Source organism: Terriglobales bacterium (assembly GCA_035561515.1).
GTDB lineage: Bacteria > Acidobacteriota > Terriglobia > Terriglobales > Acidobacteriaceae > DATMXP01.
In genome coordinates this window covers 37,080-50,057 of sequence record DATMXP010000002.1, presented here as the reverse complement: position 1 = coordinate 50,057, position 12,978 = coordinate 37,080, and the positions used below count along the sequence as shown (strand labels likewise).

Annotated in this window: 16 protein-coding genes; 1 reads left to right on the top strand and 15 read right to left on the bottom strand. The window is 57.4% G+C overall.

The genetic code is table 11. The annotated features are described in order from the left end of the window. Positions 1-72: 72 nt before the first annotated feature. From holA to meaB, 10 genes are all read right to left on the bottom strand, one after another. Positions 73-1,125 (bottom strand): DNA polymerase III subunit delta, encoded by a 1,053-nt coding sequence (holA, locus tag VN577_00760; GenBank protein ID HWR13328.1) that lies wholly within the window; start codon positions 1,123-1,125, stop codon positions 73-75. Between the two features lie 71 nt (positions 1,126-1,196). Continuing rightward, positions 1,197-1,712, bottom strand: a complete 516-nt coding sequence (gene lptE, locus VN577_00755) for an LPS assembly lipoprotein LptE (GenBank protein HWR13327.1) — start codon at positions 1,710-1,712, stop codon at positions 1,197-1,199. Beyond that, positions 1,709-2,764 (bottom strand): Asd/ArgC dimerization domain-containing protein, encoded by a 1,056-nt coding sequence (locus tag VN577_00750; GenBank protein ID HWR13326.1) that lies wholly within the window; start codon positions 2,762-2,764, stop codon positions 1,709-1,711. The genes lptE and VN577_00750 overlap by 4 nt, the downstream gene beginning before the upstream one ends. Next, on the bottom strand, positions 2,761-3,624 hold the full coding sequence (locus VN577_00745) for a phosphatidylcholine/phosphatidylserine synthase (protein ID HWR13325.1): 864 nt from the start codon (positions 3,622-3,624) through the stop codon (positions 2,761-2,763). The genes VN577_00750 and VN577_00745 overlap by 4 nt, the downstream gene beginning before the upstream one ends. Then, positions 3,621-4,283 (bottom strand): phosphatidylserine decarboxylase, encoded by a 663-nt coding sequence (locus VN577_00740; protein ID HWR13324.1) that lies wholly within the window; start codon positions 4,281-4,283, stop codon positions 3,621-3,623. Before VN577_00740 ends, VN577_00745 begins: the two co-directional genes overlap by 4 nt. Positions 4,284-4,435: 152 nt before the next feature. Then, entirely contained in the window at positions 4,436-4,663 is a 228-nt protein-coding gene (locus VN577_00735; protein ID HWR13323.1) for a DUF465 domain-containing protein, read from the bottom strand. Between the two features lie 56 nt (positions 4,664-4,719). Then, positions 4,720-5,187: a ribosomal protein S18-alanine N-acetyltransferase gene (gene rimI / locus VN577_00730; protein HWR13322.1), complete on the bottom strand. Its 468-nt coding sequence runs from the start codon at positions 5,185-5,187 to the stop codon at positions 4,720-4,722. Next, complete coding sequence (tsaB, locus tag VN577_00725) at positions 5,184-5,852, bottom strand: tRNA (adenosine(37)-N6)-threonylcarbamoyltransferase complex dimerization subunit type 1 TsaB (protein ID HWR13321.1); 669 nt, start codon at positions 5,850-5,852, stop codon at positions 5,184-5,186. The genes rimI and tsaB overlap by 4 nt, the downstream gene beginning before the upstream one ends. Continuing rightward, positions 5,852-6,265 carry a methylmalonyl-CoA epimerase gene (mce, locus tag VN577_00720; GenBank protein HWR13320.1) on the bottom strand — a complete coding sequence of 138 codons (414 nt, stop codon included), beginning with the start codon at positions 6,263-6,265 and terminating at the stop codon, positions 5,852-5,854. The genes tsaB and mce overlap by 1 nt, the downstream gene beginning before the upstream one ends. An 18-nt stretch (positions 6,266-6,283) precedes the next feature. After that, the gene (gene meaB / locus VN577_00715) at positions 6,284-7,225 is read right to left on the bottom strand and encodes a methylmalonyl Co-A mutase-associated GTPase MeaB (protein ID HWR13319.1); all 942 of its coding nucleotides are present in this window, start codon (positions 7,223-7,225) and stop codon (positions 6,284-6,286) included. Positions 7,226-7,395: 170 nt separating this feature from the next. Between meaB and VN577_00710 the strand changes: the two genes are divergently transcribed. After that, positions 7,396-9,462 carry an alkaline phosphatase family protein gene (locus tag VN577_00710; protein HWR13318.1) on the top strand — a complete coding sequence of 689 codons (2,067 nt, stop codon included), beginning with the start codon at positions 7,396-7,398 and terminating at the stop codon, positions 9,460-9,462. A 48-nt stretch (positions 9,463-9,510) separates the two neighbouring features. On the opposite strand, the gene VN577_00705 is transcribed toward VN577_00710, so the two are convergent. The 5 genes from VN577_00705 to VN577_00685 form a co-directional block, all read right to left on the bottom strand. Further along, positions 9,511-10,653: an acyl-CoA dehydrogenase gene (locus VN577_00705; protein HWR13317.1), complete on the bottom strand. Its 1,143-nt coding sequence runs from the start codon at positions 10,651-10,653 to the stop codon at positions 9,511-9,513. Between the two features lie 154 nt (positions 10,654-10,807). Next, a complete protein-coding gene (locus VN577_00700) occupies positions 10,808-10,981 on the bottom strand; it encodes an Rdx family protein (GenBank protein HWR13316.1) in 174 nt (57 codons plus the stop codon). Positions 10,982-11,031: 50 nt separating this feature from the next. Then, complete coding sequence (locus VN577_00695; protein HWR13315.1) at positions 11,032-11,499, bottom strand: SRPBCC family protein; 468 nt, start codon at positions 11,497-11,499, stop codon at positions 11,032-11,034. Continuing rightward, positions 11,496-12,581 (bottom strand): low-specificity L-threonine aldolase, encoded by a 1,086-nt coding sequence (gene ltaE / locus VN577_00690; protein ID HWR13314.1) that lies wholly within the window; start codon positions 12,579-12,581, stop codon positions 11,496-11,498. The genes VN577_00695 and ltaE overlap by 4 nt, the downstream gene beginning before the upstream one ends. Positions 12,582-12,653: 72 nt before the next feature. Continuing rightward, a complete protein-coding gene (locus VN577_00685) occupies positions 12,654-12,845 on the bottom strand; it encodes a hypothetical protein (protein HWR13313.1) in 192 nt (63 codons plus the stop codon). Positions 12,846-12,978 lie beyond the last annotated feature (133 nt).

Here is a 12,978-nt window from a genome sequence, read left to right as displayed (position 1 = left end):
GGTCAGGCGAGAGCCATTGCCGTAGAGGGTTTCAGCTTAAAGATTACTGATTTCCCGATTACAGATTCCCTGCTAAACCAGCAGCTCTTGCTGTAAATAGGCTGGTTTGTCCGCGGCTCTCTTCTCCGAGGCAAGGTCCAGCACCAGGTTTTCCAGCACCATGCGCTTGCTCGGAGGATTCGACCGGAGCGCCAGGTCGGCCCGCGCGATTAGCCGCAACGCTCGCGTCAGTTCGCGGCGCGACTGGTAACGTCTCGCCTGGCGGATGATGTCTTCCGCGGCAAACGGTGGCACCCGGAACCCTTGCCACAGTGCCTGCCACAACATGCGGGAATCGCGGACCTTGCGTTCGAAGATCACCAGCATCTGGCGGAACGTTTTCGCCAGCATGTACAGATGGCCGATTGCAGCTTCTTCGCCATCGCCCGAGGAAAGAATCGCGTCCAAAATTTCGAGCGCCTTAACGCGATCTTTCGCCGAGATAGCGTCGGTAAGCTCATAGAGCGACCGCTGCTTCGCCGCCAGCACCATCGTCTCGACGTCGCCGAGCGTGATGCGCTTTTTCTCGCCGACGAACAGCACCAGTTTTTCCAGCTCGTTCGAGACAAGCATCATGTCGCCGCCGAGCGCGTCAACGAGTTCGCGGGCAGCATCGGCATCGATCTTTACGCCTTCCTGCGCCGCCTGTTCGTTCACCCACTTCACCGCTTCCCCTTCTTCCACGCGCGCCAGTTCCACGACGTTGCAGAATTCGCCAAGCGTCTCCTTGATGCGCACGTAGCGATCGCGGTCGGTCATGTCCATCTTGCGCGGATCTGCGGGAATGGAAATGTGATCGGCGACAAAAATCAGCAATGCATCGGGATTCGGATTGTCGAAGTAGTGCTTGATCGCCTCGAACTCGTCATCGTGCGAACCGCGCCCGTAAAGCTCCTTTACGCCGCGAATGAAGAAGACCTGGAACGGCGCCATCAACGACGGAGTCCTCGCATGGTCGAGGACCTCGACCAGTTCGGTTTCGGCGAGGTCGAAATCGTACAGCGAGAATTCGCGCATGTCTCCCGGAACAAGGAAGCTGAGCACCGCGTCGCGGCAGCGTTTCCGGAAGAACGCCTCGTCGCCAATGAACAGATATCCTGCCTTGAGTTTCCGCTCCTTGACTTCGGAGACGAATCGGTCAGGTTGGGCGAATGCCTTCAGAAGCCCTCCAGGATGTTCGAGACCAGGCTTCGCGCCACGTCGCGTGCAAGACGGTCGAGCGCTGGAGTCTCTTCGTCGAAGAAGCTGGAGAGTTCGCGCGAGATTTGGTACTGCTCGCGAAAGACGTAGTTCGGGTTGTCGAACAGGATGGTTCCGTTCTTGCCGACCAGCGAGACGCGCATGTTCACCGCAACCAGAGCCGTCGAAACTCGGCCCGTCGCGGAATCGTAGGTCACCGGCGCAGTCTGCGTCTGAACCACAATGCCCTTCAACGTCGCGTCAGCATCGGGATCTTCTTCGTGGACGATCCGGAATTGCGTCCGCGTGGTCAACTCGCGAACGATCGCGGTTGTCAGCACCTGTTCCACTCGATACGAATGAGTCTGGTTGATGAAAGCCGGAATCGCGAGCGTCTTTACTTGCGGCAGCGCATTATGCTTCGAGCTGGTCGTGTGATAGCCGCAGCCTGTCAGAATGACCGTTGCCAGAATCAACGCTGCGGCGAGTTTCACTGAACTTGTCCCCTTGGACGACTGGCGACCAACTGTTCGGCGCAGCCGATGGCATTCAACGCAGTCACGCGGAGATTGTCAGCTGCGGCCCAGATCCAGATTCCATTGGCGTTCTGCGCATCCGCGCGCAGCGTCACCATGATGCTTTCCTGTCCAGCAGCGCCTACGTTGCTGGGCGATTCTTCCTCGCCCCGCACGATCTCCACGTGTTCGCCGGCTAAAGCCTGCGCCAGATCGCCCATCGAAGCTGGCTTCTCAAGTTCAAGATAAAGGGAAAACGCATGTCCGTGGAAGATGGCTGCCTGGACGAGCATCAGCGAAGGCACGGGCACGCGGCCGCGAACAATCCGCCGCAAGTGCTCCGCTATCTTCTTCTCGGTGCTCTCCAGGCTCGAAGCGGCTGCTGCGCCGAAGCGCGATAGGAGATTGAACGCCACCTGCGCGTCGTACACGTCCTTCGGCAGGCTCTGGAACGACAGCAGATTCACCGTCTGTTGGTGGAGTTCGTCAAGCCCCTTCTTGCCCCGCTCAGAGGCCGGCTCGAATACCGTCACTGCCGTGGTCCGCGCTTTAACCACCTTGCTCAACCGCAGCAACAGCAGTCCAAGGACGATCGAAGCAGGATGTGCCACAATCACTGGCCCAGGCTGCAAGTCCATCGGCATGCCTTCCGCCAGTTCGCGGTCAAGCCAAGGCGCGCGAACACTGGCCGACTTCTCGTCTTCCAGCCCGTACGAGAGATCCACGACGGCGCTTCCGGCGCGAAGCGCCAAAGGGAAAGTCTGGCGCGTAAACGATGGATCGGAGGTGAAGAAGACCACATCGGCGTCATTGAAGTTATCTACGGCAACAGCCTGAACGAAGGTTACTTCTTCGCCGACCGCTTCTAACTGCCCAAGCGTGTCTTCGTCATCGAGCAGCCGCACTTCGGCCGCTGCCATGGTGCTCTCCGGCAGAATCTCCGTAAGTTCCTTGCCCTTCAGCGTGCTCGGTCCCACAACTGCGAGCCGTACCCCAACTCCAGCCGGACCGTGCGTCGTTCGTGAGTTCATTTCGATTCCGCCGCCTCCTTCAACTCCGCCTGCTGCCGACGGCCATGAAACAGATACCGCATCCCCATGATGACGCCCGACAGCATGTAAACGAGGGCGATCACAAAGAGCGTGACGTGCGAGAAATACCAGATCATCGCGATAACGATGGCAATGATGATCACCAAACGGAAGGGACGCCGACTACGGAAATCCAGGTCCTTGAAGCTGTAGAACCGCCAGGTGCTCACCATGAGCAGTCCGGCACATAGGACCAGCACCCCCCAGGCAAGCGCCATCCACCAGTTCGTAAGCGGATCGCCAAAGAAGTGCACCGTGGCAGCGACCACACCTGCGCCAGCGGGAATCGGCATTCCCACAAAATATTTCTTGCCAGGTCGCCCGGGATTCCAAGGCTGGGGGTTCGTCTGGATGTTGAACCGCGCCAACCGACTGACGCCCGCAACCAGGAATGCAAATGTCGCAATAGCTCCGAACTGGACAATACGATCGAGAAAGTCGTGCCCGCCGAGTTGTCCCAACTGCCGGAAACCCCAGACCCACGCCAGAATTGAAGGAGCTACGCCAAACGTGATGGCATCCGCAAGAGAATCCAGTTCACGGCCGAAGTCTGTGGTCGTGTTCGTCATCCGGGCGATGCGGCCGTCGAGCCCATCGAACAAGATGGCGAATCCGATTGCCTTGGCCGCGTTGTCGTAATGCCAGGACTCGGCAAGCGACCCCAGAAACGTGTGGTAGAGGGCGTAGTAGCCGAAAGCAATATTGAAGGTGGTTGCCAGCGACGGCAGGATGTAAATGCCTTTGCGAAGGCGCTTGCTGTTCTTGAAATCCGTGGCACGGCGCATGGGATGATCGCTCATGCGCGCTCCGTGCTGCTGACAGCTTCGGTTTCCGGCCGCGTACCTGCGACTGGCGCGATGGCCAACACACTCGATCCACCCTTCACATGGTCGCCAATCTTGACCTTGATATCCGCTTCAGCGGAAAAAACTACATCGCAGCGTGACCCGAACTTGATCAAGCCGATGCGTTCCCCGCGCGTAACGCGATCTCCGACTCGTTTGGTGAAGACGATGCGGCGCGCGATCAACCCAGCAATCTGCTTGAAAATGACCGTCTGGCCTTCGCCTTCGACCGTCACGATATTTTGTTCGTTCTGATCGGACGTGGCATCGCCCATGGCATTCGCAAATTTGCCTTTCCGATACTCAACATGTCGAATCAATCCGCCGATCGGAGTCCGGTTTACGTGCACGTTGAAGACGTTCAGGAAGATGCTGATACGGTTCACCCGCACACCGTTGACTTCAGTTATTCCGACGCTCGTGACCTTGCCATCAGCCGGGGAAACGATGGCGCCGGGAGCGGTCGGAATGCTGCGCTCCGGGTCGCGGAAGAACCAAAGGAAAAATGCCCCAAGCAACAGCGGAAGGATCGCTACGGCCGGAACCGTAAGCGCTCCCAGCAGAACAGCGAGAATAAGCGCTGCTAGACCGTAATAGATGCCATCGCGAACCATGAGTCTTTGGAATTATATAGGCCGCGAGGCTGCGGCGTTGGACGATCATTGGCGAACGATGATTCGGGAAGAAGGCGATGGCGGAGGACGCACTTTGCTTTACGCCTCCGCCGCCAAATGCGCAGGCGAGAAAAAACTCTCAAACGATTGAATTACGCGACCTGATGATCGCGACGATACTGCTGTTCGATCCGCTCCATTTCGTCTTTCAGACGAAGTTTCAGCTTCTTCAATCTCACTTCCTCTAATTTTTCGTCTTCGGAGAGATACCGCTTATTGATCAGGCTTTCGAGGCGTTGGGAGTACTGTTGGTGTTCAGTTGCCAACCGGCGAAAATCTTCGTTTTGGGCGATTAATTGTTCACGTGCAACAGAAGCCATTCAGGCCTACCTCCGAACTACAAGGGGTTTTAAGGTACCACCTTCCAGAGCACCCTTCAATGCTTTTCGAGCAGCTCCGGAGTGCACAAATACCGGTACAAAACGGCGTTCTCTTCGGGTCCCGAATAGTAGTTTTTTCGCACCGCTAACTGTTGAAATCCGCAACGCTCGTAGAGAGTTCGGGCGTAAGAATTGGATTCCCTCACCTCTAAGTGGATTGCCTCGGCCCCGCAGCGTTGTGCCAGGTCAACCAGCACGTGCATAAGCGCCTGACCGATTCCCTTCTTTTGCCTGTCAGGAACAACCGCGACATTCTCGAGTTCCCATTCGTGATCTATGGAGCGTGCGACCGCGAACCCGAGCACGCGTTCATCGTCTTCGGCGACAAGGACGGTACGCCGGGCGGCGATGTTTTCCAGAGCCTGAACGTATTCATCTTCCGGCCAATGTGCCGAGGTGGGACACGCGGTTGCTATCTCGTGGATGGCCGGCACATCTGTCCGAACAGCTCGACGTATCTTCATCCGATCAGTTTCGGAAGAGAAAACAGTTCGGCGTCCGAGGCGCGAAGGTAGTTGGCTTCCAGCAGATCAGCGGCAACAGTGACGCCGGCCAAGAGCTTCTCGTAGCCGATACGCGCAAACGTGTCGGCGTGCGGGTTTGGGATTTCCTGGATCACTACATTCTGAGATGCGGCTGCAGCCCTGATAGGGGCATCCGGAGAATAGGCTTTTGTTGTGGAATTCCTGATGATGCCGAAGAACTCGTCCCAACCCAGCAGTGATTCCTTTGGGTCACCAGCCCCATATTCCCCTACGAAGGCTTGTTTGCGACCAGCATCCATCGCGACAAGCACAGGGCCGTCAACTTTGGTGACTCGTGCGGCAGCTTCGAGGACCGAGACGGCCGCTATGGGCTTCTGAAACACCTCCGCGAAGGCTTTGATCGTAGAGAGGCCCACACGAAGTCCTGTGAACGAACCCGGACCGGAGGCGACCACGAAGGCATCAAGATCGGTTTTCCGCAAGCTGGCTTGCTGAAGAGCTTCCTGAAGCGCAGGGACCAACTGAGCCGAATACATGCGCCCTTCAAGCGGCAGCAGCGAGAGTATGTCAAAGCGCGAAGATTCCGCGCGCACGAGCGCGAGGCTACCCTGCCTTCCCGAGGTGTCAACGGCCAGCAGCAGCATTAGCCCACACCGACCGGAGCGTCTTGCACAAGTTCAAGGAGCACTCCGCCCGTGGATTGAGGGTGAACGAAGACGTATAGATGTCCGCCGGCGCCGATCTTGATTTCCTCATTGATGAGGCGAGCGCCGGAAGCTTTCAGTCTGTCGACCGCTGCCTGAAGATTGTCGACGTGCAGCGCGACGTGGTGCATCCCTTCGCCACGCTTGGCCATGAACTTGGCGATGGTGGAATCATCGGAAGTGGGCTCGAGAAGTTCGATGCGGCTCTCGCCGACGGTCACCATGGCCACCTTGACCTTCTCGGATTCGACGGTTTCTTCGCCGTGGATCTCCAGCCCAAGGTTCTCGTAGAACTTACGCGCCTGTGCCAGGGACTTTACGGCAATACCGAGATGGTCGATGCTGTAGCTCATCGGTACTCCTGAAGGCTGTTAGCCTTTGTTAACCAGTTCCTCGATCAGAGAGTATGGGTCACGCTTATGTTCCGCGATCTCCGCGGCATAAGTATCCACGCGTCCATCCTGCTCTTTCAGCACGCGTTGAAGCAGCGTGTCGCGAAGCATCTCGATCAGGCGCTCGCGCCAGTTTTCGATGCTCTTCTTCCTTCCCAAGTCGCTTTTGCCGAGGAATTCCTGGTAGCTGCCGATGGCGGTAGCCAGTTCGCTGATGCCTGTGCCGTCGCTGGCGACGGTTTTCACCACGGGCGGCACCCACTCGTCTTTGCGAACAGAAAGCGATTGCATGGAACGGATTTCGCGTTCGACGCGCTCGGCGCCATCGCGATCGCTCTTATTGATGACGAACACGTCAGCGATCTCCATGATGCCGGCCTTGATCGTCTGCACGTCGTCGCCCATGCCGGGAACGAGAATGACAACCGTGACCTCGGCAAGGCGCACGATATCGACTTCGTCCTGTCCGACGCCGACTGTCTCTATGAGGATGACGTCGCGACCAGAGGCGTCCATGACAGAAGCTACATCGGCGGTGGTACGAGCGAGACCGCCGAGAGATCCGCGAGTCGCCATTGAACGGATGTAGATACCGGGATCCGCGTAATGAGAACCCATTCGGATACGGTCGCCAAGAATCGCGCCGCCGGTGTATGGACTTGTCGGGTCCACGGCAATGATGCCGACGGTCTTGCCCTGCTTGCGATATTCGCGCGCGAGTTGGTCGACGAGCGTGCTCTTGCCGGCGCCGGGTGCACCTGTAAGTCCAATGACGCGGGCGTGTCCGGTGTACGGAAAAAGTGTTTTCAACAGCTCGGCCGAGTATGGGGCACGGTTCTCCACCGCTGTGATGGCACGAGCGAGCGCACGTGGACTTCCGGAGCGCAGTTCGTCAACAAGAGATTGGATTTGCGCGGTCACGATGAAGGACTAGGTAGTTTAGCAAAGATCGGTTGTTCACCCGCACCGGGCGGCAGTCGTCCCAAATCGGGAAAGCGCAGAGACAAGCGGCAACATACGAAGCGAAGTTGCGCTCCTAGTCTAAGGAACTTCTCTGGTTGGAAGTTCGATTTCAGTACCGGATTTCATACATGTCCCTTGCCCGCCCCTATTGGTTATTGCTCCTCGTTCTGACTGTTTCTCTATTTCTCGCAGGCTGCGGCTCCTCTTCCGGAGGCCTTATCAAGATCTCCGACGGACCGCCCACAATTTCTTTCACCGCCAGTCCAACTTCCATTTCCGAGGGTGAATTCACCACGCTCACCTGGAACGTACTCAACGCAACTTCGATCAGTGTCTCGCCGAACCTGAATGAATCGGATGACGGATCCGCCCTTCCTCGCTCAGGCTCGCGCACCCTGGTTTTGCAGACAACGACGGTCTACACGATGACTGCGCAGGGGCCGCGGGGAACGGCCACTAAGGAGGTGCGAGTGGAGGTGGGAGCGGCAAACCAGTCATTGACATTGGAGGCCGACCCGACGACTACGCTTCCGGGCGGCGGATCGACGCTGCGCTGGAGCAGCACCGGAATCACCCAACTTTCGATCGACAACGGTGTGGGGACTGTGACGCCGGGCACCGGGTCGGTCAGGGTAACACCCACGCAGACAACCACCTATAAGGCGACCGGCACTGGACCGAGAGGAACGCAAACAGCGAGTGCGACGGTGACCGTGGCCGGCTCCAACGAACTGGCGATTTCCCTGACGGCAAACAAGACCACCCTGGCTCCCGGCGAAAAGGTAACGCTTACCTGGGTCTCGCAGAACGCGAACTCGGTGAAGTTGGAGCCGCAACCCGGTGCTGTCGGTTTGTCCGGAAGCGTAGAACTCGCCCCGACGGCTACCACTACTTATGTCGCGACGGCGACCGGGGTGAACGGAAACACCAGCACCTCAAGCGTAACGGTAAACGTACTCTCTTCGTCGGCTGGCATGGAAAACATCAAGCACGTGATTTTCTTCATGCAGGAAAACCGCTCGTTCGATAACTACTTCGGCGTGCTTGGTCCATATCGGCAAGCGAAAGGTCTACCGGCGGAAATCGACGGCCTTGACCTGACCCGTGCACTTAAAACTGTGAGCGGACGAACGGTGTATCCGTTCCACCAAAGAACGGTTGAGACGGATGTGATGAGTCCGTCATGGAATGAAAGCCACTTCTATGTGAATCGGCAGGCGAACGGCGAATTCGCGATGGATAACTGGATGATGCAGCAGCGATGCTCCATCTATGTCGACACTGACCCTGAGTGCACACGCACGATGGGCTATTACGACCAGCGCGATATCCCCTACTACTACGAATTGGCGACGCAGTTCGCAACCAGTGATCGGTTCTTTTCGTCGGCAATGTCGGGGACGCTGGTCAATCGCGCTTTCCTGTTCTCGGCGACTTCGGGCGGCATGAATAACCCGGAAGATCCGTTCCCGGTATCGGCACCCACGATTTTCCGGAAGCTTTCAGAAGCCGGCATTTCGTGGCTCTACTTCTACCAGGACGACAGCGTCTTCCTCGGCTACTACACGTGCGGAGGCGCGTGCGATTGGGACCGCTACATGGATCGTGTTTTCCCAATCTCGAAGTATTACGAAATTCTGGCAAGTCCTACGGCGAATGAAGACCTACCGCAGGTCGTCTTCATTCAGCATGCGGCGAAGTTGCGCCTGGACGAACACACGGGAAATAACATCCAGGAAGGAGTAGCGCTCTCGAAAAAGCTGATCGACGCGTTGATGAACAGCAAGGCATGGCCGTACTCGGTGTTCTTCCTCACACATGATGAAGGCGGTGGACTGTACGATCATGTGCCGCCGTATCCCGTGGTGAATCCGGACGGGAAAGCACCAATTCTGGAAACGGGCGACATCGGCGAGTGGGACAACTTCACGTACAGCGGATTCCGTGTACCCCTGATGGTGGTATCACCGTGGGTGAAGCCGAACTACGTTTCTCACACGAACCGTGAGTTCACGTCGATCCTGAAGTTCATCCAGACGCGCTTCGGTCTTACGCCACTGACGCAACGCGATGCGCAAGCCGACGACATGATGGAGTTCTTCGACTTCACCTCGCCCAGGCTGTTGGTGCCTCCGCCGCTACCGGAGCAACCGACGAATGGGACAGTGGACAGGAGCCTGCAAGCGTATCCGTAATAGACAGAAGAGGGACGGTCGAGTGACCGTCCCTCATAATTTCGAACGTTAATTCTTCAGTATCTGGCGCGCGATCACCAACCTTTGGATCTCGCTGGTGCCTTCGCCGATGGTACACAGCTTGACATCGCGGTAGAACTTCTCGGCCGGATAGTCCTTGATGAAGCCGTATCCGCCGTGGATCTGGACCGCTTCGTTTGCGGCCTTCACGGCGACCTCGCTGGTGTAAAGCTTCGCCATCGACGATTCCAGCGTGGTCTTCATGCCGCTGTCTTTCATCCAGGCGGCGCGGTTCGTGAGCAGGCGGGCGGCGTCGATCTCGGTCGCAAGATCGGCGAGTTTCCACTGAATCGCCTGGAACTCGCTGATGGCTTTTCCGAACTGCTTGCGCTGCTTCGAATACTTCAACGCCGACTCGTAGGCGCCCTGCGCCATGCCGAGTCCGAGGGCAGCGATAGAGATGCGTCCACCGTCGAGGACACGCATGGCGTCGATGAAACCGTTACCTTCTTGACCAAGCAGGTTCTCGGCGGGAATTTCGCAGTCCTCGAAGATCATCTCCGAGGTGTCGCTGGCGCGCAGGCCGAGTTTGTTTTCCTTCTTGCCCGGGCGGAAGCCCTTTGTGCCCTTCTCAACGACAAAGGCCGAGAGACCGTGAGTGTGCGCTGTCTTGTCAGTCACGGCGATGACGACCATGGCGTCGGCATAGTGACCGTTGGTGATGAAGGTCTTTGTGCCGTTCAGAACCCACTTGTCGCCTTTTCGCACAGCCGAGCAGCGCGCGCCACCTGCGTCCGATCCGGAGCCGGGTTCGGTCAAGCCCCACGCGCCGATCCATTCGCCAGTTGCGAGCTTCGGGATGTACTTCTTCCGTTGTGCCTCATTGCCAGCGACATAGATGTGGTTCGAGCAGAGCGACGTGTGAGCCGCGACGATGATGCCGACCGATCCGTCTACGCGCGAAAGCTCTTCGATAGCAATTACGTACTCGACGTAGCCCATTCCGGCGCCGTTCAGTTCGGTCGGGAAAATCGTTCCCAGCAATCCAAGGCGACCGAGTTCCTTGATGGTCTCCATTGGGAACTGCGAGGCTTCGTCCCAGGCCATTACATTGGGCCTGATTTCCTTCTCGGCGAATTCGCGGACCGTCCTGCGCAGGTCCTGTTGCTCATGCGTGAATTCGAAATCCAAAACTTCCTCCACGAGTGCGATATAGGGCCGGGGGGCCGAACAGGATTATTCATACGCCGACAGAGGCGGGCGCCACCCACACCGAACATTTAGATATAACACAAACTTTGGGTGCCTCAAACAAGTGCTTATGACGGTAGTAATAGTCCGGCGGTCATTGGAGGGAGCGAATGGCGGCGAGGAGCTCATCGGGACGCGGCAGGCGTTTTGTCCGCTGATACGAATAGATTTGCTGGCCGTTGACGTAGACGTTGAGGGTTCCCGGGCCACCCATTTTGAGCGTAATCGGCATGCGAAGTTCGCGTTCCAGTTCGCTTTTCAGGCGCACGGCCTGGGTTCGGATGTCGTGTCAAAAGAAACAGCGGCGGATGACGACTTTCATGGCAATTGAGATGCTTTGGCCAACTGGGCAGCAGCGAGTTTTTCACCTTCGCGACAGAGTGCATTGATCCATGCGGCGTACATGTCCATCATCTGGCGGTGCATGCGCTTGCCGATGAACAAGGTGAGAAATCCGGACACGTCCTCCCAGGTCCTTACGCGAGTAGTGCCATCAGGCATCAGGATAAATTCATGGCCGTGTGTTCCAGCAAAACCGGGAGCCTTGCCCGTCCAGGAGACGCGAATGGGGATGAGGATCTCCTGGATCATCGGCCTAAAAATGATCTTCTTCGGTTGAAGGATCTCCATGAAGAAGGTGCTGCCTGGCTTCCACGGCGCGCCAGTGAGCCAGTGCGACTTGCCGACAACCGGGTTCCACTCCGACCAGCGATCCATGTCGGAGAAGACCTGCCATACGTGCTGAGGTTTGCAGCGCGCAATGGCTTCGTACTCGAAATGCTTCATACTCTCACAACCTCTTTCACTATCTGTACGGCTCGTTCGCAAGCGGCGCGATCGACGTCCATATGTGATACGAAACGTACGACCTCATTGTTCACAGAACCGATCAGCAGGCCCATTTCGGCCAGCCTTTTCGTGAACTCGGTTGCGTCGATTCCGGTGCCGCTGATGTCCACAATCAGGATGTTGGTCTGCACCGTTGCCGGGTCGATCTTGAGTCCGGGGATTTTTGCCAGTTCTGCTGCCATGAACTTGGCATTCGCGTGATCCTCATGCAGTCGGGCGGGCATCTTCTCGAGCGCGATCAGACCAGCGGCGGCCAGAATTCCGGCCTGTCTCATTCCTCCTCCGAGAGCCTTGCGGTATTTCCGCGCCTGGTCAATGAGTTGCCTGCTTCCAACCAGCATGGATCCGACCGGAGCTCCAAGCCCTTTCGACAGGCAGAACATAACCGAGTCGAACTTTCTCGTAATGTCCGCGACCGGCTTCCCGAGGGCCGTGGCGGCGTTGAAGATGCGCGCTCCATCGAGGTGTACAGGGAGTCCCTGCTCGTGGGCGCCGTCGCAGATCTCTTCCGCTACATTGGTCGGGTACACGGTTCCTCCGGCCATGTTGTGCGTGTTTTCGAGCGACACCAGCCCCGTCTGAGCAAGATAGTAAGTCTTGCCGGAAATCTTCTTTTTCACCTGGTCCCAATGCAGAATGCCGCCTTCCGCGGCGATGGGACGAACCATGCATCCGGAGAAACTCGCCAGGGTGGCCATTTCGTAGTTGAAGATATGGCCGCGCTCCTCGCAAATGATCTCCTGTCCCGGACGGGTATGAATCTTGATAGCGATCTGGTTCCCCATGGTGCCAGTTGGGACGAAGATGGCAGCCTCGCGCCCGAAGATCTCTGCTGCGCGCTGCTCCAGCCGATTGATCGTCGGGTCCTCGCCGTAAACGTCGTCGCCGACTTCGGCTTCAAACATTGCCTTGCGCATTTCCGGTGTCGGCCTGGTAACGGTGTCACTGCGCAAATCAACGGCTACAAATGGCTTTGCCGCTTCCGACACCTGGGATTTTGTTTCTGTACGGGAATACATGAAGAACTCCTGGGTATGAATCCAGAAGTCTAAATGATGAAGAGTGCGGGAGCGAAGAGCTCCCGCGGAAGTTCAGGCCGCGCGCATGGACTCGATGGTCACGAGTTTGTCGTGCAGGCATTGCAGCACGCGTTCGTGTTCCTTTAGCAAGGTCTTGAACTCGTAGGTAGAGGTGTGGCTGATTTCGGTTCTCAGTCCCCGCAGACGTTCTTCGAGGACATAAATCAACGTTCGGAGTTCCTGCTCAGTGAGATCGAGCTGCATGTGCCCTCCTTCCCTGCCGGCGGATTCGGACAGGACTTTCAGGGCCGAGGGAGTATTCGCACAGACGAAATCATAACGCCAACTGGTATGCCATGACTTCCATCACCGATTCGTGTGCTAAGAATGGGACCAC